Here is a 23,120-nt window from a genome sequence, read left to right on the forward strand (position 1 = left end):
GGCCTCATCCCGCGAGGGCCGCCGCGACGGCGTCCTTGTCGAAGCCCTTGAGGCCGATCACCACCAGCGTCCCGTCGCGGGCTTCCCCGGCCCGCCAGGGGCGGTCGAAATGATGGGTCACGCGTCGGCCGACACCCTGCACCACGAGGCGCATCGGCTTGCCCGCGACCTCGGCGAAGCCCTTGATGCGCAGGACGCCGGCGGCCTCGGCCGCCGCCTCGACCCGGGCCGCGAGATCCCCCGCGGTCACCGCCGGGCGCACCGGAAGCGCGACGGTCTCGAAATCGTCGTGGTCGTGGTCCTCGCCCTCGCCGTGATGCGAGGGGCGGGCGTCGAGGTCGTCCTCGGCGGCCGCGCCGAGACCGAGCAGCACCCGCGGGTCGATGGCGCCGTTCTCGGTCTCGACCACCTTCACGGCGCGGGGCAGGTGCCCCTCGACCTCGGCGCGGACCCGCGCCCGCGTCGCGGCGTCGATCAGGTCGGCCTTGTTGACGACCACGAGGTCGGCGCAGAGGAGCTGGTCCTCGAACACCTCCTCCAGGGGGTTGTCGTGGTCGACCGACTGGTCGGCGGCGCGCTGGGCCGCGAGGGCCTCCGGATCCTCCGCGAAGGCGCCCGAGGCCACCGCCGGGCCGTCGACCACCGCGACCACTCCGTCGACGGTCACCCGCGAGCGGATCGCCGGCCACTGGAACGCCTGGACCAGCGGCTTCGGCAGGGCGAGGCCGGAGGTCTCGATCAGGATGTGCTCCGGCGGCTCGGCGCGGCCGAGAAGGGTCTCCAGCGCCGGCACGAAATCGTCCGCGACCGTGCAGCAGATGCAGCCGTTCGGCAGCTCGACGATGGCGTCCTCGGTGCAGCCCTCGACGCCGCAGGCGGCCAGGAAGGACTTGTCGAAGCCGATATCACCGAACTCGTTCACCAGGATCGCGAGGCGGCGCCCCTTGGCGTTCTCGACCACGTGGCGGACGAGGGTCGTCTTGCCGGCCCCGAGGAATCCGGTGACGATGGTGCAGGGGATCTTGTTCACGAGGGTCATTCCGCGGGCTCCAGGGTGCCGGCGGGGACCGGGCGGGGTTCTGGGAAAGGGGGAATGCGGGCGATCACGCCCTTGCGGAACGCCTCCGGACGCTCGCGCCAGGGCACGATGCCGTCCGGGGTCGCCGCGTAGGCCGCGAGCCCGCCGAGGATGATCTCGGCCGAGGCGGCCGGATCCATGTCGCCGTAGACGTAGGTCCAGCGGTCGGCCGCGGCGACCGCCACGGTGCAGGGCCGCTTGCAGACCGAAAGGCACTCCACCGCCTCGACCCGCAGGTCCGGCGTGGCGCCGCTCCGCGCTCGAAGCGCCTCCAGCAGGCGGGCCCCGGCGCGGGGCCCGTCGGGGTCGTCGTCCGGCCGGCGGCAGGTGGTGCAGACGTAGAGAACGGTCTCAGGCACGGGCCGCTCCCCGATCCGCGCCGCGGGCGAAGGCCTGCCACGCCCAGCCGAGCCCCAGCCCGATCAGGATCCAGAACACGAAGCTGATGGCGAGCGACCGCGCGGCGAATTGCGCGGCGAGCGCGGCCGGAAGTTCGGACGCGGCCTCGGGCGCCTGCGGGGCACCGACGACGTGCGGCGCGATGATCAGGACGAGCCCCCCGAGGATCGTGATCAGCGCGCGGCGTATCGTGATCAGGTAGAGCCCCATCCCGGTCGCCGCGGCGGTCATCACCCACCACGCCTGCCGCGTCGCGAGCGGGGCCGCCGCGCTGCCGGGCAGTTCCGGCGGCAGGCCGAGACCCGGCGCGAGCGCGACGCTGGCGAAGGCGGCCACCGCGAAGGCGAGGCCGACCTGCGGCGTGGGTTCGCGGCTGCAGGCGAGCATCACCGCGCCGAGCAGCAGCGCGTAGCCGACGCCGCCCACGAGGGTCGCGAGCCCGGTGAAGGCCATCCGCGGCAGGCCGGGCGCGGGCTGCCATTCCGGCGCGGCGTCGGGCGCGGCGTGGTCGTGCCCGGCATGGGCGAGCACGATCGGGAACGCCTTGATCGGGAGCGCCTTGGCAGCCCGGTTCGGCGCCTCCTGCTGCTCGTAGCGCTCGGCCGCGACGATCAGCGGCGAGGTCAGCGTGAGTTCGAGGCCCGTTACGATGGCAGCCGCGAAGAAGCCGGCGGCGAGGGCCGCCGACAGGAGCCGGATGATCATCCCTGGTCCGGGGACGTCAGTGGCAGGGGAAGTTCTGGGTGTGCCGGAAATCGTGCGCCGCGTTGTGGAGCGCGATCGCCGGCGAGAAGCCCGCCATGAACAGCAGGCCGAGGCCCAGCACGGCCGCGAGTGCGACGGCGATCGGGCGCTCCGACGCGCGGGTGCCGGCGGCGATGGGGGCGAGGGTTTGCGTCGTCATCAGAAGCGTCTCCAGCCGCCCCACCGGCGGCATTGCGGGATCCTGTCGCGACGGCAGGTCTCCTGGCTCGCGGCTCGGCGCGCCCACCGCCTTCCCGGATCGCTCCGGTGGCGCTTGGCGGGCGCTCGCCGCTCACAGTTGCGGGGGCAGCCGCGGAATCGGGGCTTCAAACCCCTCACCGCATTCCCTTTTCACCCCGTCTCCGGGGCACCGTCGCCCGGCCGTTGTAGACGCATGACCGCCGGGACACAACGGAGCGGCGCCGGATCGCGGCCGTTTCCCGCGCCCGCCCCGCGATCGGGGCGGGCTTGACGGCCGCGCCCCGGAGCGGGCACCGCCGCACCCGATACCCGCCCGGCCCCGGCGCGGGCGCTGAACTCCCGGAGACCCGATGGCCCCGACAGACGATCCGACCCCGGTTCTCGTCGATCTCGCGGCAGGCCGTGAGCCGCGGATCGTCTCCGATGTGGGCACGGGAACGACGTGGCTCGAGGTCGACCTCGGCGGCCGCTTCCCGATCCATTCCGTCGCCCTGCGGCCGGGGGAGGGGGCGGTTCCCGCGGAGCCCGGCGACGTCGCGGTGGCGGTCTCGCAGGACGGCGTGACGTGGGCCGAGCCGGACCTCGCCGTCTGGACCGCGACCCCGGACGCCCTCGTCGCCGCGATCGTCCCCGACGAGCGGGCCTGGGCGCGCGCGGTCCGGATCGCCGCGCCCGAACCGGCCCGGATCGCCGGCATCGGCATCCGCGCCGACGAGGCCGCGGTCGACCTGATCGCGCTGCGGGCGATGCTCGGCCTCGACGTGACGCTCCTGAACGAGAAGCCCGGCGCCAACGTCTACGTCACCTACGCGCTCCAGTCGGCGCCCGACCGCGCCAGCCATGCCCTGGTCGGCCTGTCGCTGTTCGAGAACGGCGCCTTCGGCAACTGCCTCGTCCAGTACATCATCGCGGTGACCATCGCGAAGTCGCTCAACCTGAAATACATCAAGGTGCCCAAGGTCGACCGCAGCAAGGTGATCTTCCTGACCGAGCGGCTGACCTGCGACGGCATCACCTTCATCCCGCCGGACGAGCCGCTGCCGGCGGACGGCTACTTTTTGTCGGGCCTGTATTTCGACCCGACGCAGTTCGAGCGCGTGACCGCGCTGCGGGGACCGGCGGATTCGCGCGCGATCGTGCAGAGCGTGATCCGGCCGCTGTTCAACGGTCTGCCGAAGAACTTCCCGGTGAAGCCCGACGACCAGCTCCTGATCCACATCCGGTCGGGCGACATCTTCAGCACCTGGGTCGATCCGCACTACCCGCAGCCGCCCTTCGCGTTCTACCGGATGGTCATCGACCGGCTCCTGGCCGAGGGCCGGATCCGCTCGGTCAAGCTCGTCTTCGAGAACAGGCTGAACCCGGTCATCGCCGAGGTGGAGGCGTACGCGGAGCGGCGCGGATTGCCGGTGGAGATCCAGAGCGAGTCGCTGATCTCCGACGTCGCGGCGCTGGTGAACGGCCGCTACCTCGTCTTCGGGCTGGGGACGTTCGGGCCGGGGATCTGCCACCTCTCGGACCACGTCGAGCAGGTCTTCTACTTCGCGTCGAACTGGCCGCAGGGCTTCCAGTCGATCCCCACAATCGGGAAGGTGGTCGAGGTCCGCGATCTCGAGGGCCGCTACATGAAGGTCGGCGAGTGGCAGAACACCGACGCGCAGCGCCGGACGATGGTGGATTACCCGGCCGAGGCCCTCGCCTTCGACGACGCGTGACCGGCTTGGCGGGCCGGAGGCGCTACGGCGCCGTCCGGAGATGCTCGGCGGGGGCTCCGGCCGGACGGGTCGAGCCGGCGTCGCGCACCTTCAGGGCGTCCGTGTACATCCGCTCCACGTCCGTCCGGAAGGCGGCGCGCGAGTCCGGTCGCGTGTAGAACATGTGCCCGCCCGGATAGACCGCGAGGCTCAGGCGGCCGGCGGCGTAGGCGGGGACCTGCGCCAGCAGGAGCTTCGAGGCGAAGTAGGGCGTCACCAGGTCGGTGAAGCCGTGCGCCACGAGGACGCGCAGGTGCCCGTCGAGCGCCAGATCGCCCTTCAGGTTCGACAGGACCTCGGGTGCCTGCCGGCCCGAGCCCCAGTTCCAGCCGCGATTGACGGCGTTGTTCAGGAGCTCGTAGCGCATGTTGGTCACCGGCCATTTCAGCGTCCGCGCGTAGAGGTCGAGCATCGCGCTCGTCAGCGGTGCCTGGAGGGCGGTGAGCTGGGGATCCTCGAAGCTCGACTGGGCGGCGTCCGGGTTCGGGTCCCAGCCGGTGATGCCGGTGTCGTAGGCGCTGGTCACGCGGCCCTCGGCGCGGTCGATCTCGCGCTGGACGCTCCGGGTCGAGAGGCGCGCCGCCTGGGCACGCACCAGGGCGGGGTCGAGACCGACGAGGGGCGCGACCTTCTCGGTCATCCGGGCGACGGCGGCCGTGTCGCTCGGCCCCTTGAGCAGGTCGCTCAGGTACGGGCCCGAGGCGTAGGCCTCCGCGTCGCCGAGCAGGGTTGGCGTCGGCACCGTGCCGGCCCGCTCGAGCGCGCCCGCCGCCAGCGAGGGCAGCTTCAGCACGTAGCCCCACGGGTTGGCCCGCGGCGTCTCCAGCCACGCGAAATCGAGCACCGGCGAGAGCAGCACCATGCCGGACAGGCCGACGCCGATCTCCTCCTGGAGCTTCTCGGCGATCAGCGGGCCGCGGAAGCCGCCGTAGCTCTCGCCGACGAAGAATTTCGGGCTCGCCATGCGGTCGTTGACGCGCAGGTAGCGCGCGATGGTCGCCGCCAGAGTCGAGGCGTCGGAATCGATCGACCAGTAGGCCTTGCCGTTCCCGTCCGCGGCCCGGCTGTACCCGGTCCCCACGGGATCGAGGAAGATGAGGTCGGTGAAGCCGAGCCACGTCCCGTCGTTGGGCGTCAGCGTCACCGGCTGCGACGGGCTGATGCTGTCGCCGCCGACCGGCAGCCGCCAGGGCCCGATCGCCCCGATATTGAGATAGGCCGAGGCGGCGCCCGGGCCGCCATTGACCGCGAAAGTGACGGGACGCTCCCGGCCGGCCTGCGGCGCCATCGTGTAGGCGACGTAGGCGATCTCGGCCTGCAGCTTGCCCGCCTCGTCGACGAGGGGCAGGCTGCCGGCGGTGGCGGTGAAGTCGAGGGTCCGGCCGTCCGGCAGCGTCACGCTCTGCTTGGTCGTCGAATCGGGCGGCAGGCGGCGCCCCTCCGGGCCGCGCTGCGCCGGTTTGCTCTCCGCGGGATGGCCGTGCGGCGCGTCCTGGGCGAGGGCCACTGTGGGCGCTGCGAGGGCCAGGGCGAGGGCGAGCGCGGCGCGCCCGAGACGTGCGTGGGGGGCCATTATCAAGCCTTCTTGTTCCAGCGTCCGGACTCGTCCTGCTGCCAGTAGGCCACCGCGTGGCCGGCGTCCTTGGCCTGCTTCCACTGCTCGCGGGCGCGCAGCAGCGCGTCCTGGTCAGTCCCGTCGAACAGGATGCAGATCCGCTCGTACTGCCCGGCGTCGGGCGGCAGGTCGGCGCCCTCCACCAGGAAGCGGATCGAGGCGGTGTTGGGATTCACGTCCCGGAGCGTGAGCACCACCGGCTGGCTCGCGGCGTCGGGCTCGCGGTCGGTGCCGTGCGGCAGGAAGCTCTCGTCGGAATAGGTCCAGAGGTGGTCGTCGAGCGCCTGCAGGCGCTCCTCGCTCGCCGCCTGGATCGCGGCCTGCCAGCCGCGGTCCAGCGAGCGCTCGACGAGGTTCGGCAGCACCTTCTCCAGGGGCTGCCGCTGCATGTGGTAGAAGAGGATCTCGGTCACGGCACCGAGGATATAGGGCCGCGGGCCGCCGCGCGAGCAGCGGCGCGCCGCCGCGGCCTCAGACCAGGCGGCTCTGCTCGATCGCGGCGCCGACGAAGCCCTTGAACAGCGGGTGCGGCTCGAACGGGCGCGACTTCAGCTCCGGATGGAACTGCACGCCGATGAACCACGGGTGCCCGACATGCTCCACCGTCTCGGGCAACAGGCCGTCGGGGGACACGCCCGAGAAGCGCAGGCCCTTGGCCTCCAGCCGCTCGCGATAGGCCATGTTGACCTCGTAGCGGTGGCGGTGGCGCTCCGAGATCTGATCGGACCCGTAAATCTGGGCGATCTTGGACTCGGGGTCGAGCTTCGCCTCGTAGGCGCCGAGCCGCATCGTGCCGCCGAGATCGCCGGCCGCCGCGCGCCGCTCCAGCTCGTTGCCGCGCAGCCACTCGGTGAGCAGGCCGACCACCGGCTCGGCGGTGTCGCCGAACTCCGTGGAGTTGGCCTCCGGCATCCCGGCCAGCGAGCGGGCCGCCTCGATCACCGCCATCTGCATGCCGAAGCAGATGCCGAGATAGGGGATGCGCTTCTCGCGGGCGTAGCGGGCCGCGCGGATCTTGCCCTCGGCCCCGCGCTGGCCGAAGCCGCCCGGCACGAGGATCCCGTTGAGGCCTTCGAGGAAAGGCGCCGGATCCTCGCGCTCGAACACCTCGGCCTCGATCCACTCGAGATTGACCTTCACCCGGTGGCTGATGCCCCCGTGGGTCAGCGCCTCGGTCAGCGACTTGTAGGCGTCCTTCAGCCCCGTGTACTTACCCACGATGGCGATCGAGACCTCGCCCTCGGGATTGCGCACGCGCTCGGCGATGGTCTGCCAGCGGCCGAGATCCGGCTCCTCGCCGTGCTCCAGGCCGAAATGGCCGAGCACCTCCCGGTCGAGGCCCGCGGTCCGATAGGAGAGCGGCACCTCGTAGATCGAGGCCACGTCGAGGGCCTCGATGACCGCGGTCTGGCGGACGTTGCAGAACAGCGCGAGCTTGCGCCGCTCGTCCATCGGGATCGGCCGGTCGCAGCGGCAGAGCAGGATGTCGGGCTGGATGCCGATCGAGCGCAGCTCCTTCACGGAGTGCTGGGTCGGCTTGGTCTTCAGCTCGCCGGCGGACGGGATGTAGGGCAGCAGCGTCAGGTGGACGTAGCAGCAGGTGCCCCGCGGCAGCTCCTGCCCGAGCTGCCGGATCGCCTCGAAGAACGGCAGGCCCTCGATGTCGCCGACCGTGCCGCCGATCTCCACCAGCACGAAGTCGAAGCTGTCGTTGCCGTCGAGGACGAAGTCCTTGATCGCGTTGGTGACGTGCGGGATCACCTGGATCGTGGCGCCGAGGTAGTCGCCGCGGCGCTCCTTGGCGATGATGTCCTGGTAGATCCGGCCCGTCGTGATGTTGTCGGCCCGGCTCGCCGGAACGCCGGTGAAGCGCTCGTAATGCCCGAGGTCGAGGTCGGTCTCGGCACCGTCGTCGGTGACGAACACCTCGCCGTGCTGCGTCGGGCTCATCGTGCCCGGATCGACGTTCAGGTAGGGGTCGAGCTTGCGCATCCGGACCCGGTAGCCGCGGGCCTGGAGGACCGCCGCCAGGGCCGCCGAGGCGAGGCCCTTGCCGAGGGAGGAGACCACGCCGCCGGTGATGAAAACGTACCGCGTCATGGGCCTCGGTCCATAAAGAAGCTGCTGGCATTTGCCAAACGAAGCGGGCCCCGGCCCGCGCATGGGCTGGGGATCGCGGAACGCATGGCGTGGACCGGCCAAGCGCCGGTCCGTCGGGACAAGGGTCGGACGCTGCGCCGCCGGCGGCGCGCGCCGTCAGCGCGACTGCGGCGCTTCCGGAACCGCCGGCTGCGCGGGAGACGACGGAGCCGGTGCCGGCTGAGCCGGGGCGTTCGCGGGCGCCCGGTCCTGCTGCTGACGCAGCGTGTCGAGCAGGTTGTCGGCACCGGTCGGCTGCTTGGCCGGCTGGCCGGAGGTCTGCGGCGCGCCGGTGTCGAGGATCGACTTCGGCGCCGCCGAGCGGTGCGACAGGATCGCGAGGGTCAGGCTGGTGGCGAAGAACAGGGCCGCCAGGATCGCGGTGGCCCGCGTCAGGGCGTTGGCCTGGCCGCGGCCGGTCATGAACCCGCCGACGCCGCCACCGCCGCCACCGCCGCCGAGCCCGAGTCCGCCCTCGGAGCGCTGGAGCAGCACGACGCCGATCAGCGCGAGCACGATGATGAGGTGGACGACGATCAGGACGGTCTGCATCGGTGTTCCGGGATCTTCTTCAGCGCCGCGCGCCGGCAGCGGGCACCGGAAGACGAACGCACGAGGGCCGGGGCCCGCGATCGTCCACGAACCACCCCGACGCACGGGCGTGCGGCGGGGGCTTCGGGGGACGCTTCGGGCGGACCGGCCGGAATTCGGCGACGGCATACACCACCGGTCGCCCGCCGCCAACCTGACGCGCGCGGCCGACTGTCCGCTCCGACCCTCGCCTTCGTCGGCGCACCGTGCTCTCTGCCGGGGCAGGGCGGCCGACCGAACGCGCCGCCCGGTCCGGGAGGCAAGCCATGTCCGTGTCACGCCGTGCGGCGCTCGCCGCCGCCATCGCCGCACCCGTCCTGATCCGCCCGGGCTTCGGCTCCGCGGCCGGAACCGATCCCTCCGCCCGGGGCGCCACGGTCGAGCTGGCGGTCGACGCCCTCACCAAGGCTCTCCTTGCCGCCGACGGTCCGGCCCTCGACGCCCTGACCCTCGACGGGCTGAGCTACGGCCATTCCAGCGGTCAGGTGCAGGACAAGGCGGCCTTCATCGAGACGCTGACCAGCAAGCGCTCGACATTCCCGAGCATCACCCTGTCGGACCGCTCCGTCTCGGTGGTCGGCGACGACGCCATCGCGCGCCACGTCTTCACCGGCGAGGTGGTCTCGGGCGGCAAGACGTCGCCGGTCCATATCGGCGTGATGCAGGTCTGGCACAGCGACGGCGGCCGCTGGCGGCTGCTCGCCCGGCAGGCCTTCAAGATCTGACGGTCGCGCGGCGCCTCTGTCGCGCCGCGCGCAGCCAGGCTTCGCGGGCCCGCGCTCAGGCGTAGGCGGCGCAGATCCCCAGGAAGTCTCCCGCCACGAGGCTCGCGCCGCCCACGAGCGCGCCGTCGACGTTGTCCACCGACAGGAGTTCCTTGGCGTTCCCGGGCTTCACCGAGCCGCCGTAGAGGATGCGGATCTTCTGCGCCTCGTCGCCGACGAGCTTGTCGAGCATCTCCCGCAGGGAAGCGTGGACCTCGGCGATGTCGCGCGGCGTCGGCGTCCGCCCGGAGCCGATCGCCCAGACCGGCTCGTAGGCGATCACCGTGTCGGCCGCCGTCGCGCCCTTCGGCAGGCCGATGGCGAGCTGGGCGCGGACGATGTCGAGGGCGCGGCCCTGCTCGCGCTCCTCGATGGTCTCGCCGACGCAGACGATGCCGCACAGGCCGGCGCGGCGGGCGCCCAGCGCCTTGGCGTGGACCCCGTCGTCGGTCTCGTGGTGGTAGGCCCGGCGCTCGGAATGGCCGACGATCACGTACTTGGCGCCGAGATCGGCGAGCATCTCGGCCGAGATCGAGCCCGTGAAGGCGCCGCTCGGCCGGGCGTGCAGGTTCTGGCCGCCGATCGCGATCGGCGATCCGGCCGCCGCCGCCACGCAGGATCCGATCAGCGTCGCAGGCGGGCAGATCAGCACGTCGATGCGCGACGCGAGGTCCGGCGAGAGCCCGTCGCGAATCGCCTCGACAACCTGGATGGATGCCCGGGTCCCGTTCATCTTCCAGTTGCCAGCGACAAGCGGCTTGCGCCCAGACTGCGTCATTCCTGCCCTCGCTCCGCCGCGGCTTTCTCGAAGTCGCCGGGGCCTACCAGAGCGAGCTTGAGCGTGCAAACGGCCGGGACCGCCCGAGCCTTTGCCTGTGGACGCGAATGGTCTATCGCGGTCGGCTCTCAGGGACAGCGCCGGCCCGGTGACGGGGCGGCTGCCGAAGGTACTCGATCACAGACCATGCTTCAGGGCATCCGCAACGCCAGCCAGCACTGGCTCGGCAAGATCGTCTTGACGATCATCTTCACGCTGCTGATCGCCGGTGTCGGCATCTTCGGGGTGGAGGAGTTCTTCCGCGGCGGCGCGAGCAACAAGGTGGCCACGGTCGGCAGCACGCCGATCACGGCCGAGCAGGTGCGCCAAGCCTACCAGAACCAGCTGCAGCGCTATCAGACCCAGCTGAAGCGTCCGCTGACGCCCGACCAGGCGCGGATGCTCGGCCTGGACCGGCAGGTGATGTCCCAGCTGATCACCGAGGCCGCCCTCGATCAGAAGACCCACGATCTCGGCCTCACGGTGCCGGATTCCTCGGTGATCAAGGCGATCCACGAGGAGAAGAGCTTCCAGAACCAGCAGGGTCAGTTCGAGCCGCAACTCTTCTACCAGACCCTGCAGCGCGCCGGCCTCAACGAGGCCCTGTTCGTGCGCGAGCAGCGCTCTGTGATCGCCCGCCTCCAGCTGGCCGAGGCAGTGTCGTCGGACCTGCACGTGCCGCTCGCCATGCGGGAGGCCGTCCATCGCTACACCACCGAGCGCCGCGCGGCCGCCTACCTGATGCTGACGCCCTCGGTGGCCGGCCAGATCCCCGAGCCGACGGACGACGAGCTGAAGACCTGGTACGAGGCCAACAAGTCCGGCTTCCGGGCGCCGGAGTTCCGGGCGGCCAACCTCCTCGTTGTCGAGCCCGAGGCGATGGCGAAGCCCGACGCGATCACCGAGGCCGACGCCCGCGCCGCCTACGCGCTGAACAAGGACCGCTACGGCACGCCCGAGAAGCGCACGATCCAGCAGATCGTGTTCCCCGACGCGGCCGCCGCCGAGGCGGCCCGCAAGGCGATCACGGACGGCTCCAAGACCTTCGACGCGGCAGCGGCCGAGCGCGGCACCGACGAGAAGGACCTGACCCTCGGCACGCTGACCAAGAGCGAGCTGTTCGACAAGGCCGTCGCCGACGCCGCCTTCGCGCTGCCCGAGGGCGGCGTGAGCCAGCCGGTCCAGGGCCGGTTCGGCACCGTGCTGCTGCGCGTGACCAAGATCGAGGCCGGGACGGTGAAGCCGTTCGAGGCGGTGGACGGCGAGATCCGCAAGGCCCTCGCCCTGGCCCGCGCCCGCGACGCCATGGAGACCACCCGCGACGCGATCGAGGACCAGCGGGCCGGCGCCAAGCCGCTGGCCGACATCGCGGCCGAGCGCGGCCTCAAGGTCGTCGCCGTGAAGGCGGTGGACGTGAACGGCAAGGGGCCTGACGGGCAGCGCATCGCCGACATCCCGGACCCCGAGACCACCCTGCCGGCCCTGTTCCGCGCCGAGATCGGCGGCGACAACGAGCCCCTGCGGACCAAGACCGGCGGTTACGTCTGGTACGACGTCACGGGTATCGACGCCGCCCACGACAAGCCCCTCGACGAGGTCAAGGACGGCGTGAAGGCCGGCTGGACCGCGACCGAGATCGCCAAGCGCCTCCAGGCCAAGGGCCGCGAGCTCGTCGAGAAGATCAACAAGGGCGAGACCATGGAGGCCGCCGCCCAGGAGGTCGGCGTCAACCTGCAGGAGGCGCAGGATCTCGCCCGCAACCAGGCCAAGGACATGCTCACGGCCGACGTCGTGAACCTGATCTTCGCGACCCCGGTGGGTAAGGCCGGCACGGCGGCCGCGGGCGATTCGCGGGCGGTCTTCAAGGTCACGGCGGCGACGGTGCCGGCCTTCGTGGCCGACAGCCCGAGCGACAAGCAGATCACGCAGAGCTTCCAGGCGGCGCTCGCCGACGACGTGCTGTCCGAGTACATCAGCGAGGTCCAGAAGAACGCCGGCGTGAAGGTCGATCCGGCGGCCCTGCGGCGCGCCATCGGCGGCGAGTACTGAGGCATGGCCGACGCGCCCGATTACGCGGCCTTCGCGGCGCGCTACGAGGCCGGGCAGCCGAGCCTCGTGGCGGTGAGCCTCGTCGCCGATCTCGAGACGCCGGTGGCGGCGTTCCTCAAGCTGCGCGCCGGCCATGCCGGGCCGGCCTTCCTGCTCGAATCGGTCGAGGGCGGCGCCGTCCGCGGCCGGTACTCGATGATCGGCCTCGATCCGGACCTGATCTGGCGCTGCCGGGCGGGCGCGCCCGCGATCGCGCGCGGGGCCGATCTCACGCGGTTCGAGCCGGATTCGCGGGCGCCGCTGACGAGCCTGCGGGCCCTGATCGCCGAGAGCGCCATCGGCGAGTCGGACGGCCAGGACCTGCCGCCGATGGCCGCCGGCCTGTTCGGTTACCTCGGCTACGACATGGTCCGCGCCATGGAGCGGCTGCCGGAGCCGAACCCGGATCCGCTGGGCGTGCCGGACGCGATCCTGGTGCGCCCCCGGGTGATGGTGGTGTTCGATTCGATCCGCGACATCATCACGGTCGTCTCGCCGATCCGGCCCGCCCCCGGCACCGCGGCCCGGGCCGCCTACGAGGACGCGCTGCAGCGCGTCGACCGGGTCGCCGCCGCCCTCGAGGGCCCGCTGCCGATCGAGGCGCGGGTGGACCTGTCGGCGGTCGCCCCGCCCGAGCCGGTCTCGAACACGCCGCCGGACGATTTCTTCGCCATGGTGGCGCGCGCCAAAGAGTACATCGTCGCGGGCGACGTCTTCCAGGTGGTGCTCTCCCAGCGGTTCTCGGCGCCGTTCACGCTGCCGGCCTTCAGCCTGTACCGCTCGCTCCGGCGGACCAACCCGGCGCCGTTCCTCTGCTACCTCGATTTCGAGGGCTTCCAGATCGTCTGCTCCTCGCCGGAGATCCTGGTGCGAGTGCGCGACGGCGTGGTCACGGTCCGCCCGATCGCGGGCACGCGTCGCCGCGGCGCGACCCCGGCCGAGGATTCCGCCCTCGCCGAGGAGCTGCTCGCCGACCCGAAGGAGCGGGCCGAGCACCTGATGCTGCTCGACCTCGGCCGCAACGACGCCGGCCGGGTCTCGCGGATCGGCAGCGTCCGCGTGACCGACTCGTTCTTCATCGAGCGCTACAGCCAGGTCATGCACATCGTGTCGAACGTCGAGGGCGACCTCGACCCGCGCCACGATCCCCTGGACGCCCTGGCGGCGGGATTCCCGGCCGGCACGGTCTCGGGCGCCCCGAAGGTGCGGGCCATGGAGATCATCGACGAGCTGGAGCGCGAGAAGCGCGGGCCGTACGCGGGCTGCATCGGCTATTTCGGCGCGCGGGGCGAGATGGACACCTGCATCGTCCTGCGCACCGCGGTGGTGAAGGACGGGACCATGCACGTCCAGGCCGGGGCCGGTATCGTCTACGATTCCGATCCCGCCTCCGAGCAGCAGGAATGCGTCAACAAGGCCAAGGCGCTGTTCCGGGCCGCCGAGGAGGCGGTGCGCTTCGCCGCCCAGGCGAAGCGCGGCCAGTAGCGCGGACGCGCGGCTGCGCCGCCGTCCGACGCCGACGGTTGACCGCGCGGGTGCGAGCGGTCACATCGCCTGCATGCCCGAGCGTGCCGCCGCGATGCCCAACGTCCTCGTCATCGACAACTACGATTCCTTCACGTGGAATCTCGTGCACCTGATCGGGTCGCTCTGCGGCGCGGTCGAGGTCGCGCGCAACGACGCGCTCACGATCGCCGACATCCGCGCCAAGGCGCCCGACGCGATCGTGCTGTCGCCGGGGCCGTGCACGCCCACGGAGGCGGGGATCTGCCTCGACGTGGTCCGCGACCTGTCCGAGGAGATCCCGATCTTCGGCGTGTGCCTCGGCCTCCAGGCGATCGGCCAGGCCTTCGGCGGCGACGTCGTGCGCGCGCCGCTGCCGCTCCACGGCAAGGTTTCGACCATCCGGCACGGCGCGCGCGGCCTGTTCCGCGGCCTGAACGACAGTTTCGAGGCGACGCGCTACCACTCCCTGGTGGTCGACCGCGCGACCTGTCCGACGGCCCTGCGGGTCACCGCCGAGGCCGACGGCCTGATCATGGGCCTGGAGCACGCCGACCGGCCGCTCCACGGCGTCCAGTTCCATCCCGAGAGCATCCGGTCGCAGCACGGCACGGAGATCGTGAAGAACTTTCTCGATCTCGCCGCCGCCTGGAACACGGCGCGTGACAGGACGCGTGCCGACGTGCATTGACGCCGGGGGCCGGGGCGGCCCTCCGTAAGAACCCATGGACAGCTTCAGACCCCATCTCGCGAAGGTCGCCGGGGGCCTCGCCCTCGACCGCGCCGAGGCCCGCGCCGCCTTCGACGACCTGCTGTCGGGCGAGGTCACGCCGGTCCAGGCCGGCGCCTTCCTGACCGCCCTCAAGGTGCGCGGCGAGACCGTCGAGGAGATCGTCGGCGCCGCCGAGGCCATGCGGGCGCGCATGACCCGCGTCGCGGCGCCCGCGAACGCCGTCGACGTCGTCGGCACCGGCGGCGACCATTCCGGCAGCGTCAACGTCTCCACTCTGGCGGCGATCGTCGTGGCCGCCTGCGGCGTGCCGGTGGCCAAGCACGGGAACCGGGCGGCGACCTCGCGCTCCGGCGCCGCCGACGTGCTCGCGGCCCTGGGCGTGCGGCTCGGGCTCGACCCCGCCGCGCAGGCCCGCTGCCTCGCCGAGGCGGGCCTCTGCTTCCTGTTCGCGCAGGCCCACCACCCGGCCATGCGCCACGTCGCGGCGGTCCGGTCCGAACTGCCCGTGCGGACGATCTTCAACCTGCTGGGGCCGCTGAGCAACCCGGCCGGCGTCGGCTATCAGCTCTTCGGCGTCGCCCAGGAGGCCCTCGCGGAGCCGCTGACGCGGGTCCTGGCCGAGCTCGGCAGCCGCCGGGTCTGGACCGTCCACGGGTCCGACGGGCTCGACGAGATCACCGTCACGGGCCCGACGCGGGTGGTCGCCCTCGACGAGGGGCGGCTGTCCCACTTCACCATCGACCCGCGCGACCTCGGTCTGGCGCTGCGCGCGCCCGAGGAGCTGCGCGGCGGCGACCCGGCCGACAACGCGCGGTCCCTGGAGGCCGTGCTGGCGGGTGCGCGGAACGCCTACCGGGACATCGCGGTCCTCAACGCGGGGGCGGCGCTCGTGGTCGCGGGGGCCGCGCAGGCCCTGGCGGACGGCGTCGCGCAGGCGCAGGATGCCGTCGATTCCGGGGCCGCCCGGGCGACGCTCGCCCGCCTCGTCCGGGCCTCGAACGACCACTCCAACGGGCAGGAGGGCCGATGAGCTCGCTGACGCACGAGGCGACCCCGGAGACCGGCGCCGGGACGCCGACCGAGCGGCCGAACGTCCTCGCCCGCATCGAGGCCTACAAGCGCCGCGAGATCGCCGAGGCGAAGCTGCGGGTGCCGCTCGCCAAGCTGGAGCGGAAGGTCGCGCAGGCGGAGCCGGTGCGCGGCTTCGCGGCGGCGATCCGGAGCCATCTCGGCGCGGACCGCCCGGCGCTCATCGCCGAGGTGAAGAAGGCCTCGCCCTCGAAGGGCCTGATCCGCGCCGATTTCGACCCGGCAAGCCTCGCCGCCGCCTACGAGGCCGGCGGCGCCACCTGCCTGTCGGTGCTGACCGACGAGCCCTCGTTCCAGGGGCGGCCGGAGTACCTGACGGCGGCGCGCGCCGCCTGCGCGTTGCCCGTCCTGCGCAAGGATTTCCTGTTCGAGCCCTATCAGGTCTACGAGGCCCGGGCCTGGGGTGCCGACTGCATCCTGGTCATCATGGCCTGCCTCGACGACGACGAGGCCGTCGCCCTGGTCGAGACGGCGCACCTCCTCGGGATGGACGTCCTGGTCGAGGTGCACGACGAGGCCGAGCTGGCGCGGGCCATCCCCCTCGGCACGGCGCTGATCGGCATCAACAACCGCAATCTCAAGACCTTCGAGGTCTCGTTCGAGACCGCGATCCGACTGGCGCCGGGGATCCCGGCGGACCGGATCGCCGTGGCCGAGAGCGGGATCGGCGACCACGCCGACGTGGTCCGGCTGCGGGACAACGGCCTCGGCGTGGTGCTGGTCGGCGAGAGCCTGATGCGGCAGCCGGACGTCGCGGAGGCGGCCCACGCCCTGCTGTTCGGCGCCGCGGAGGCCAAGGGCGGCAAGCCGCGGAAGAAGGCGTAAGGCATGCGGCCGGGCTCGACGCTGACCCATCTCGACACCAGCGGCGCGGCCAACATGGTCGACGTCACCGACAAGCCCGCCACCGACCGGACGGCCCGGGCGGAAGGCCAGATCGTGATGAAGCCGGAGACCCTGGCCCTGATCCGCGAGGGCGACGCCAAGAAGGGCGACGTGATCGGCACGGCCCGGCTCGCCGGCATCATGGCGGCCAAGCGCACCCACGAGCTGATCCCGCTCTGCCACCCGCTGCTGCTGTCGAAGGTGCGGGTCGAGTGCGAGCCCGACGACGCGCTCCCGGGCCTGCGCATCGCCGCCGAGGTCCGGGTCCAGGGCCCGACCGGCGTCGAGATGGAGGCGCTGACCGCCGTCTCGGTGGCCTGCCTGACGGTCTACGACATGGTGAAGGCGGTCGATCGCGGCATGCGGATCGAGGGGATCCGGCTGACCGCCAAGGACGGGGGCCGCTCGGGCACCTACCGGGCCCCGGCGGAATGAGCGGCCTGATCCCGGTCGCCGAGGCGCTGGCGCGGGTGCTCGCGAGCGTCACCGCGCCGGTCGAGCCGGAGACCGTCCCGCTGGCGCAGGCCTGCGGCCGGACGCTCGCCGCGGACGTCGTCGCCTCACGGACCCAGCCGCCGTTCCCGGCCTCCGCCATGGACGGCTACGCCGTGCGCGGCGCCGACGCCGGGGAGGTCGGGGCGATCCTGCGGCTGATCGGCGCCAGCGCGGCCGGTCACGGCTTCTCCGGCCGCATCGGCCCGGGCGAGGCGGTCCGGATCTTCACCGGGGCGCCGGTGCCGGAGGGCGCGGACGCGATCCTGATCCAGGAGAACGCCGCCGCCGAGGCGGGCGCGGTGCGCGTCCTGGAGCCCGTGGAGCCGGCGCGGTTCATCCGCCGGGCCGGCCTCGACTTCACCGCCGGCGAGACCCTGATCCCGGCCGGCATGAGCCTCGATGCGCGGCGGCTGGCGCTTGCCGCGGCGGCCGGTCACCCGCGCCTCCCGGTCCGCCGCCGGCCGCGCGTCGCGATCCTCGCCACCGGTGACGAGCTGGTGGAGGCGGGCGCGACGCCCGGCTGGGACCAGATCGTCGCCTCCAACAGCCTCGCGCTCGGTGCCCTCGCCGCCGAGGCGGGCGCCGACATCGTCGATCTCGGCATCGCGGGGGACGACCACGACGCCCTGGCGGACGCGTTCCGTCGCGCCCGCGCGGCGCGCGCCGACCTGCTGATCACCCTCGGAGGCGCCTCCGTCGGCGACCACGATCTGGTTCAGGCCGCGCTCGCCAAGGAGGGGTTGGAGCTCGGCTTCTGGCGGGTCGCCCTCCGGCCGGGCAAGCCGCTGATGCACGGCCGCCTCGGCGACATGCTGGTCATCGGGCTGCCGGGCAACCCGGTCTCGTCCATCGTGTGCGGGCTCCTGTTCGTGGTGCCCGCCATCCGCGCGCTCCAGGGTGATCCGCGGGCCGGTGCCGACCGGAGCGAGCCGGCGACGCTCGGCCGCGACATGCCGGAGAATGACGGCCGGGCCGACTACATGCGGGCGAGCCTCGCCCTCGAGCCCGACCGTCTACCGGTCGCGACCGCCGAGCGGCGTCAGGACTCGTCGATGCTCGCCGTCCTCGGACGGTCCGAAGCCCTGCTGATCCGCGCCCCGCACGCGCCGGCCGCGCGCGCCGGCGATCCCTGCCGGATCATCCGCCTCGATCGGCGCCTGCTCTGATCGTCAGGGCGCGACGCGCCAGACCTTGAGGGGACCGGGCACGTCCAGCGGCACGAGGCGCGCGCTCCCGGCCGTGCCCGCGGCGAGCCGCGTGGCGAACGCCGTCTCCGCCTGAAGGTCCTCGGCCGGCCGGGCCGGGCAGGCGACGAGGTAGCGGACGTCGAACGCCGTCAGCACCCGGTCGAGGTCGGCCTCGGTGCCGCCCAGCCCCTCGATCGCCGCCGTGAGGCCGGGAATGGCCCGGTGATAGGGCGCGGCGACGATGCTGTGCGGGGTGCGGAGGAGGATCGACGGCCCCATGAAGATCGGGGCGAGCACGGTGCCTTCCGGCAGGTGCGCCAGGGGGCGGACCGCGGTGTCGCCGAGGCAGGCATTGGTCTCGGCCGCGTCGGGCGCGGTGCGCAGGCCGGGCGCGAGGGTCTCCGCCAGGAGCGCCGGGATCATCCAGAGGCTGCTGACCATCGCGGCGCCGAGGAGCGCGACGGGCCAGCGCCGCGCCCCGGCCGGCAGGGCTGCCCGTGCCAGCGCGCGGTCGAGGACCACGCCCGCCACCAGCGGCACGAAGCCGGAGACGATGTAGAGTCCGCGGAACTGCGCGACGCCGAGGATCAGCCCCGGCCACAGGAACAGCGCGACCACCGACCAGGCCCGGCGTTCGGGGCCGCGCCACGCCATCCCGGCGGCCGTGAGGCTCGCGAGGATCACGACCGGGTAGAAGACCAGCGCCTCCCACTGGCCGCGGGCCACGAACTTCGCCAGCGGCGCCATCTCGTTGACCGTGAGCAGCCAGTGGATCCGCACCAGCGGCGGCATGTCGGGGAACGGGCCGCCGAGGCAGGACGGGAAGGCGGCGGCGAACCCGGCCAGCAGGACGCTGCCCGCGAGGCCCGCCAGGGCGAGGCGCGCCGGGACCGTCGCGAGGCGCTCGCCCGCGGCGGCGGCGATCGCGGCGAGGGCGAGGCCGCCCAGGGTGAGCCAGAGCCAGGGTGGCGAGAGCGCGTCGCAGTGGGAGACACCCCAGAGCGAGGGGGCCGTCTGGACGGCGAACAGCGCGGGGGCGGCGAGGCCGAGACCCAGGCCGAAGCCCGCGAGCGACGCCAGCGCGGGCCGTCCGCGCAGGCACCAGTCGCCCGTGAGGAAGAGGGCCGCCAGCGCGACGAAGGGCAGGCCCTCGAGCCCGATCGCCAGCGACACGGCCGCCAGGATCCCGCCGATCAGGCCGGGTCGCAGGCCGCCGCGGATCATGCAGAAGGCGAGACCGAGGATCGAGAGAATCTGCAGATTGTGGTGGTCCACCCGCCCCGCCTGGAACTGGATCGTCACACCGAAGGTCTGCGTGGCCGCGATCAGGGCCAGGAGCGCGGCACGGCTGCCGAAGCTGTGCCGGACGCCGCGATACAGGAGCCAGCCGTAGAGCCCGAAGAGCAGCACGGGCCAGAGTGCCGCCGTCAGGCCCTCGGCGAGCGCGGAGCCCGTCAGGGGCGTGAGCGCCAGGATCAGGCCGGCGATCGGCGCGTCGACGAGGCGCGACCAGTGGCTCGGCACGCCGCCCGGGGGCAGGAATCGGTACTGGACGTTGTCGTACCAGCCCTGGCCGGCCAGCAGGTCGCGGACTTCCACGAGGCGCATCGCGTCGTCGGTATCCGGGACGCGCAGGTGCTGGACGGTTTCCCAAACCGCGTGGGGCGCGTTCATCGTCGCGATGCACAGGGCGGCGAGGATCCACAGCAGCGTGCGGGCCTCGATCCGCCCGCGCGGTCGGGAGAGGGGTAGCGCCGGAGCCGGCATGTTTGGTGGATCACCCGGGCGGGCGGTCGATGCCCTCGCCGGCATGCTCGCGCGGTTCCGCTTAACGCGCGGTCAAAGGGCACCGGACGCGCGGCCCGGCCGTCGATCCGGCCCCGCGGCGCCAGCGATTCCTTAACCACGACCGGGCATCCTGGCGACCGGTCGGCGTCCTGCGCGTCGCGCGCCGCACCAATCGCCGGAGCATGGGATGAGCCACCACACCGAGACGCTGGTGATCGGCGCCGGGCCTGCGGGTCTGACTGCCGCCTACCTGCTGTCGAAGAAGGGCCGCTCCGTCACCGTCCTGGAGCGGGATCCGGCGCAGGTCGGCGGGATCTCGCGCACCGTCTCGCACAACGGCTACCTGTTCGACATCGGCGGCCACCGGTTCTTCTCGAAGTCCCAGGCCGTGGTCGATCTCTGGGACGAGATCCTCCCCGACGACTTCATCGAGCGCCCGCGCCTGTCGCGGATCTACTATCGCGGGCGCTACTACGCCTACCCGCTGAAGGCCTTCGAGGCTCTGCGCAACCTCGGGATCCTCACCAGCGCGGCCTGCGTCGCCTCTTACCTCTACGCCCGCCTGCGGCCGGTGGCGGAGCCCAAGACCTTCCACGCCTGGGTCCGCAACCAGTTCGGCGAGCGCCTGTTCTCGATCTTCTTCAAGACCTACACCGAGAAGGTGTGGGGCATGTCGTGCGACGCGATCTCGGCCGACTGGGCGGCGCAGCGCATCAAGGGGCTCGACCTCGGCGCGGCGATCCGCGACGGCATCAAGCGGTCGCTGGGCCTGCGCAAGGCGCCGAAGGCCGGCGGCCCCGTCATCAAGACTCTGATCGAGTCGTTCCGCTATCCCCGCCGCGGCCCCGGCATGATGTGGGAGGCGGCAGCCGCCAAGATCCGCGCCCAGGGCGGGCAGCTGAAGCTCGACCGCGGCGTCGACTCCCTCAGCTACGATGCCGGAACCGGCATCTGGACGGTGGCGGCCCGCCGCTCGGACGGCAGCCGCGAGACCTTCACGGCCCGCAACGTCGTCTCGTCCGCGCCGGTCCGCGAGCTCGTCGACGCCATCCGCCCGCGGCCGCTCAGCACCTTCAACGCCCGGGCGCTGAAGTACCGCGACTTCCTGACGGTGGCGCTCATCGCCAAGTCGGACAAGAACTTCCCGGACAACTGGATCTACATCCACGACCCGTCGGTGAAGGTCGGCCGGGTGCAGAATTTCCGCTCCTGGTCGCCCGAGATGGTGCCGGACGCGGACCACACCTGCTTGGGCCTGGAGTATTTCTGCTTCGAGGGCGACGGCCTCTGGAACGCCGACGATTCGGAGCTGGTGGAGCTCGCCAAGCGCGAGATCGGTCAGATCGGCCTGATCGACCCGGCCGACGTCGTCGATGCCTGCGTGGTCCGCCAGCCGAAGGCCTACCCGGTCTACGACGAGGAGTATGCCGGCCACGTCGTCACCGTGCGGCGGGAGCTGGAGCGGGATTTCCCGAGCCTGCACCTCGTGGGCCGCAACGGCATGCACAAGTACAACAATCAGGACCACGCGATGATGACCGCGATGCTGACCGTGGAGAACATCCTCTGCGGCCGGCGTCGGCACGACGTCTGGCGGGTGAACGAGGACGCCGAGTACACCGAGTCCGGCGTGTCCGGGGCCGACGTCGCCCTGGGCAGCGAGCGCCTCGTGCCGCGCAAGGTGGCCTGAGGCCAGTTCCGGTCGGCCTCCCGTCTTTGCGAGCGAAGCGAAGCAATCCAGGGCGGCGCTGAGCGCCTCGAAGTCGCGCTGCCCTGGGTCGCTTCGCTTCGCTCGCGATGACGGAGGGTGCGACCCCACTGAGGTGACGATCGGAAACCCCGCGGACAGCGACAGGGCTCCTGCCGCGTCACCGGCGCGGCTTGCCGGTCTCTGCGGCGCCCCTATCGTTCCTTCCCGGTAATGCCCTGGTCCAAGGGCCGCCGGGAGGATTCTATCGATGCGATCTCTGCTTCTCGCCGCGCTCTTCGCGGGCGTGGCCATGCCGGCGGCGGTGCTCCCCGCCCTGGCGCAGGGTGCGGCCCCTGCCGAGACCAAGGCCAAGACCGACGACCTCGAGAAGCTCCAGGGCTTCCACAGCACCGACACCCAGGCCGCCGCGGAGATCCCGCAGACCGGCCGCCGCCCCGACGCGATCCGCAAGAACCTGTCGAAGATCAAGCTGCCGGACGGCTTCAAGATCGACCTGTACGCGGTGGTGCCGGACGCCCGCGCCATCGCGGTCGGTCCCAATGCCGGGGTGCTTTTCGTCGGCACGCGCAAGAGCAAGATCTACACGGTCACCGACCGCGACAAGGACCGGGTCGCCGACGAGGTCCGCCCCTTCGCGCCGGGCATCACGTTCAAGATCCCGAACGGCGTCTGCTTCTCGAAGGACGGCGTGCTCACCGTGGTCGAGCAGAACCGCGTCCTGGCCTTCCCGGCCGCCGAGTTCTTCTACGAGAACCCGGACGTCGCCGCCGGCGTGCTGGTCAAGCAGGGACAGCTGATCCCGGCCTCCGAGGAGAGCTTCAACCACACGGCCCGCGTCTGCCGGGTCGGTCCGGACGGCAAGACCTACATCGCGCTCGGCCAGCCCTACAACGTGCCGCCCGCCGAGAAGGCGGACCTCTACAAGAAGACTGGCATCGGCGGCATCATCCGCATCGACGCCGACGGCAAGAACCGCGAGGTCTACGCGACCGGCATCCGCAACTCCGTCGGGATGGATTTCAATACCGACAAGTCGCTGTGGTTCACCGACAACCAGGTCGACGGCATGGGCGACGACAAGCCGCCGGGCGAACTGAACCGCTCCACCAAGGCGGGCGAGAATTTCGGCTTCCCGTGGTTCGGTGGCGGCTCGGTCCGCACGGTCGAGTACAAGGACCAGACCCCGCCGGCCGACGCCGTCGCCCCGCAGGCCGAGCTGCCGCCGCACGCGGCCGATCTCGGCATGACCTTCTACAACGGCAAGCAGTTCCCGGCCGCCTACAAGGGCGGGATCTTCATCGCCGAGCACGGCTCGTGGAACCGCACCGAGCCGGTGGGCGCCCGGGTGATGTTCGCCAAGCTCGGGGCCGACGGGAAGGTCGAGTCGGTCAAGCCGTTCGCGGAAGGGTGGCTCACCGGCGACGGCGAGTATCTCGGCCGCCCGGTGGACGTCGCGGTGATGCTCGACGGCTCGCTGCTGGTCTCGGACGATTCCGCCGGGGCGATCTACCGGATCTCCTACGAGAAGTAGTCTTTTGT

General features: G+C 72.2%; 21 protein-coding genes and 1 riboswitch. Of the genes, 11 read left to right on the top strand and 10 right to left on the bottom strand.

Features of this window, described 5'->3' with window-relative positions; all coding sequences use genetic code 11:
• Nucleotides 1-4: 4 nt before the first annotated feature.
• Genes cobW through LXM90_RS07970 form a run of 4 tightly spaced genes read right to left on the bottom strand, consistent with a single transcriptional unit; the run spans nucleotide 5 to nucleotide 2,381 of the window.
• Nucleotides 5-1,039: a cobalamin biosynthesis protein CobW gene (cobW, locus tag LXM90_RS07955; protein ID WP_020094631.1), complete on the bottom strand. Its 1,035-nt coding sequence runs from the start codon at nucleotides 1,037-1,039 to the stop codon at nucleotides 5-7.
• A complete protein-coding gene (locus LXM90_RS07960) occupies nucleotides 1,036-1,437 on the bottom strand; it encodes a DUF1636 domain-containing protein (protein ID WP_020094630.1) in 402 nt (133 codons plus the stop codon). Before LXM90_RS07960 ends, cobW begins: the two co-directional genes overlap by 4 nt.
• Nucleotides 1,430-2,182: a CbtA family protein gene (locus LXM90_RS07965; RefSeq protein WP_020094629.1), complete on the bottom strand. Its 753-nt coding sequence runs from the start codon at nucleotides 2,180-2,182 to the stop codon at nucleotides 1,430-1,432. Before LXM90_RS07965 ends, LXM90_RS07960 begins: the two co-directional genes overlap by 8 nt.
• Nucleotides 2,183-2,198: 16 nt before the next feature.
• On the bottom strand, nucleotides 2,199-2,381 hold the full coding sequence (locus LXM90_RS07970) for a CbtB domain-containing protein (protein WP_026605173.1): 183 nt from the start codon (nucleotides 2,379-2,381) through the stop codon (nucleotides 2,199-2,201).
• Between the two features lie 34 nt (nucleotides 2,382-2,415).
• A riboswitch (cobalamin riboswitch) is annotated at nucleotides 2,416-2,611 on the bottom strand.
• Nucleotides 2,612-2,772: 161 nt separating this feature from the next.
• Here LXM90_RS07970 and LXM90_RS07975 point away from each other — a divergent pair.
• Entirely contained in the window at nucleotides 2,773-4,137 is a 1,365-nt protein-coding gene (locus LXM90_RS07975; RefSeq protein WP_020094627.1) for a discoidin domain-containing protein, read from the top strand.
• A gap of 22 nt (nucleotides 4,138-4,159) precedes the next feature.
• Here the strand turns inward: LXM90_RS07975 and LXM90_RS07980 are convergent, their stop codons facing one another.
• From LXM90_RS07980 to secG, 4 genes are all read right to left on the bottom strand, one after another.
• Nucleotides 4,160-5,749 (bottom strand): S10 family peptidase, encoded by a 1,590-nt coding sequence (locus tag LXM90_RS07980; protein WP_103985735.1) that lies wholly within the window; start codon nucleotides 5,747-5,749, stop codon nucleotides 4,160-4,162.
• A gap of 2 nt (nucleotides 5,750-5,751) precedes the next feature.
• Nucleotides 5,752-6,204 carry a DNA polymerase III subunit chi gene (locus tag LXM90_RS07985; RefSeq protein ID WP_020094625.1) on the bottom strand — a complete coding sequence of 151 codons (453 nt, stop codon included), beginning with the start codon at nucleotides 6,202-6,204 and terminating at the stop codon, nucleotides 5,752-5,754.
• A 58-nt stretch (nucleotides 6,205-6,262) separates the two neighbouring features.
• Nucleotides 6,263-7,891, bottom strand: coding sequence for a CTP synthase (locus LXM90_RS07990; RefSeq protein ID WP_020094624.1), 1,629 nt, complete (start codon nucleotides 7,889-7,891; stop codon nucleotides 6,263-6,265).
• A 156-nt stretch (nucleotides 7,892-8,047) separates the two neighbouring features.
• Entirely contained in the window at nucleotides 8,048-8,482 is a 435-nt protein-coding gene (gene secG / locus LXM90_RS07995; RefSeq protein WP_020094623.1) for a preprotein translocase subunit SecG, read from the bottom strand.
• 305 nt (nucleotides 8,483-8,787) lie between these two features.
• On the opposite strand from secG, the gene LXM90_RS08000 reads away from it, so the two are divergent.
• Nucleotides 8,788-9,246 (top strand): nuclear transport factor 2 family protein, encoded by a 459-nt coding sequence (locus tag LXM90_RS08000; protein ID WP_234082296.1) that lies wholly within the window; start codon nucleotides 8,788-8,790, stop codon nucleotides 9,244-9,246.
• A gap of 55 nt (nucleotides 9,247-9,301) precedes the next feature.
• Here the strand turns inward: LXM90_RS08000 and tpiA are convergent, their stop codons facing one another.
• Nucleotides 9,302-10,063, bottom strand: a complete 762-nt coding sequence (gene tpiA, locus LXM90_RS08005; protein WP_234082299.1) for a triose-phosphate isomerase — start codon at nucleotides 10,061-10,063, stop codon at nucleotides 9,302-9,304.
• 186 nt (nucleotides 10,064-10,249) lie between these two features.
• Here tpiA and LXM90_RS08010 point away from each other — a divergent pair, with 186 nt between their 5' ends.
• The 7 genes from LXM90_RS08010 (at nucleotide 10,250) to glp (ending at nucleotide 18,061) form a co-directional block, all read left to right on the top strand.
• A complete protein-coding gene (locus LXM90_RS08010) occupies nucleotides 10,250-12,151 on the top strand; it encodes a peptidylprolyl isomerase (RefSeq protein ID WP_234082303.1) in 1,902 nt (633 codons plus the stop codon).
• A 3-nt stretch (nucleotides 12,152-12,154) separates the two neighbouring features.
• Nucleotides 12,155-13,675, top strand: a complete 1,521-nt coding sequence (gene trpE / locus LXM90_RS08015) for an anthranilate synthase component I (RefSeq protein ID WP_234082306.1) — start codon at nucleotides 12,155-12,157, stop codon at nucleotides 13,673-13,675.
• A gap of 94 nt (nucleotides 13,676-13,769) precedes the next feature.
• The gene (locus LXM90_RS08020; protein WP_234082965.1) at nucleotides 13,770-14,384 is read left to right on the top strand and encodes an anthranilate synthase component II; all 615 of its coding nucleotides are present in this window, start codon (nucleotides 13,770-13,772) and stop codon (nucleotides 14,382-14,384) included.
• A gap of 34 nt (nucleotides 14,385-14,418) precedes the next feature.
• The gene (gene trpD / locus LXM90_RS08025) at nucleotides 14,419-15,456 is read left to right on the top strand and encodes an anthranilate phosphoribosyltransferase (RefSeq protein WP_234082309.1); all 1,038 of its coding nucleotides are present in this window, start codon (nucleotides 14,419-14,421) and stop codon (nucleotides 15,454-15,456) included.
• Nucleotides 15,453-16,340, top strand: coding sequence for an indole-3-glycerol phosphate synthase TrpC (gene trpC / locus LXM90_RS08030; protein ID WP_020094616.1), 888 nt, complete (start codon nucleotides 15,453-15,455; stop codon nucleotides 16,338-16,340). The genes trpD and trpC overlap by 4 nt, the downstream gene beginning before the upstream one ends.
• Nucleotides 16,341-16,343: 3 nt before the next feature.
• A complete protein-coding gene (moaC, locus tag LXM90_RS08035) occupies nucleotides 16,344-16,835 on the top strand; it encodes a cyclic pyranopterin monophosphate synthase MoaC (RefSeq protein WP_020094615.1) in 492 nt (163 codons plus the stop codon).
• The gene (gene glp, locus LXM90_RS08040) at nucleotides 16,832-18,061 is read left to right on the top strand and encodes a gephyrin-like molybdotransferase Glp (RefSeq protein WP_020094614.1); all 1,230 of its coding nucleotides are present in this window, start codon (nucleotides 16,832-16,834) and stop codon (nucleotides 18,059-18,061) included. Before moaC ends, glp begins: the two co-directional genes overlap by 4 nt.
• Nucleotides 18,062-18,064: 3 nt before the next feature.
• Here glp and LXM90_RS08045 read toward each other — a convergent pair whose 3' ends face one another.
• Nucleotides 18,065-19,849, bottom strand: coding sequence for a hypothetical protein (locus LXM90_RS08045; RefSeq protein ID WP_020094613.1), 1,785 nt, complete (start codon nucleotides 19,847-19,849; stop codon nucleotides 18,065-18,067).
• Between the two features lie 208 nt (nucleotides 19,850-20,057).
• On the opposite strand from LXM90_RS08045, the gene LXM90_RS08050 reads away from it, so the two are divergent.
• Both LXM90_RS08050 and LXM90_RS08055 read left to right on the top strand, forming a co-directional pair.
• Nucleotides 20,058-21,560, top strand: a complete 1,503-nt coding sequence (locus LXM90_RS08050) for an NAD(P)/FAD-dependent oxidoreductase (protein WP_020094612.1) — start codon at nucleotides 20,058-20,060, stop codon at nucleotides 21,558-21,560.
• Nucleotides 21,561-21,828: 268 nt separating this feature from the next.
• Nucleotides 21,829-23,112: a PQQ-dependent sugar dehydrogenase gene (locus tag LXM90_RS08055; protein ID WP_020094611.1), complete on the top strand. Its 1,284-nt coding sequence runs from the start codon at nucleotides 21,829-21,831 to the stop codon at nucleotides 23,110-23,112.
• Nucleotides 23,113-23,120 lie beyond the last annotated feature (8 nt).

The organism is Methylobacterium oryzae, assembly GCF_021398735.1.
Taxonomy (GTDB): domain Bacteria; phylum Pseudomonadota; class Alphaproteobacteria; order Rhizobiales; family Beijerinckiaceae; genus Methylobacterium.

What these genes read in the sequence shown, in the direction of transcription:
- cobW (WP_020094631.1), bottom strand. Translation starts at nt 1,039, where the DNA reads ATGACCCTCGTGAACAAGATCCCCTGCACCATCGTCACCGGATTCCTC.
- LXM90_RS07965 (WP_020094629.1), bottom strand. Translation starts at nt 2,182, where the DNA reads ATGATCATCCGGCTCCTGTCGGCGGCCCTCGCCGCCGGCTTCTTCGCG.
- LXM90_RS07970 (WP_026605173.1), bottom strand. Translation starts at nt 2,381, where the DNA reads ATGACGACGCAAACCCTCGCCCCCATCGCCGCCGGCACCCGCGCGTCG.
- LXM90_RS07975 (WP_020094627.1), top strand. Translation starts at nt 2,773, where the DNA reads ATGGCCCCGACAGACGATCCGACCCCGGTTCTCGTCGATCTCGCGGCA.
- LXM90_RS07980 (WP_103985735.1), bottom strand. Translation starts at nt 5,749, where the DNA reads ATGGCCCCCCACGCACGTCTCGGGCGCGCCGCGCTCGCCCTCGCCCTG.
- LXM90_RS07990 (WP_020094624.1), bottom strand. Translation starts at nt 7,891, where the DNA reads ATGACGCGGTACGTTTTCATCACCGGCGGCGTGGTCTCCTCCCTCGGC.
- secG (WP_020094623.1), bottom strand. Translation starts at nt 8,482, where the DNA reads ATGCAGACCGTCCTGATCGTCGTCCACCTCATCATCGTGCTCGCGCTG.
- LXM90_RS08000 (WP_234082296.1), top strand. Translation starts at nt 8,788, where the DNA reads ATGTCCGTGTCACGCCGTGCGGCGCTCGCCGCCGCCATCGCCGCACCC.
- tpiA (WP_234082299.1), bottom strand. Translation starts at nt 10,063, where the DNA reads ATGACGCAGTCTGGGCGCAAGCCGCTTGTCGCTGGCAACTGGAAGATG.
- LXM90_RS08010 (WP_234082303.1), top strand. Translation starts at nt 10,250, where the DNA reads ATGCTTCAGGGCATCCGCAACGCCAGCCAGCACTGGCTCGGCAAGATC.
- trpE (WP_234082306.1), top strand. Translation starts at nt 12,155, where the DNA reads ATGGCCGACGCGCCCGATTACGCGGCCTTCGCGGCGCGCTACGAGGCC.
- LXM90_RS08020 (WP_234082965.1), top strand. Translation starts at nt 13,770, where the DNA reads ATGCCCAACGTCCTCGTCATCGACAACTACGATTCCTTCACGTGGAAT.
- trpD (WP_234082309.1), top strand. Translation starts at nt 14,419, where the DNA reads ATGGACAGCTTCAGACCCCATCTCGCGAAGGTCGCCGGGGGCCTCGCC.
- trpC (WP_020094616.1), top strand. Translation starts at nt 15,453, where the DNA reads ATGAGCTCGCTGACGCACGAGGCGACCCCGGAGACCGGCGCCGGGACG.
- moaC (WP_020094615.1), top strand. Translation starts at nt 16,344, where the DNA reads ATGCGGCCGGGCTCGACGCTGACCCATCTCGACACCAGCGGCGCGGCC.
- glp (WP_020094614.1), top strand. Translation starts at nt 16,832, where the DNA reads ATGAGCGGCCTGATCCCGGTCGCCGAGGCGCTGGCGCGGGTGCTCGCG.
- LXM90_RS08045 (WP_020094613.1), bottom strand. Translation starts at nt 19,849, where the DNA reads ATGCCGGCTCCGGCGCTACCCCTCTCCCGACCGCGCGGGCGGATCGAG.
- LXM90_RS08050 (WP_020094612.1), top strand. Translation starts at nt 20,058, where the DNA reads ATGAGCCACCACACCGAGACGCTGGTGATCGGCGCCGGGCCTGCGGGT.
- LXM90_RS08055 (WP_020094611.1), top strand. Translation starts at nt 21,829, where the DNA reads ATGCGATCTCTGCTTCTCGCCGCGCTCTTCGCGGGCGTGGCCATGCCG.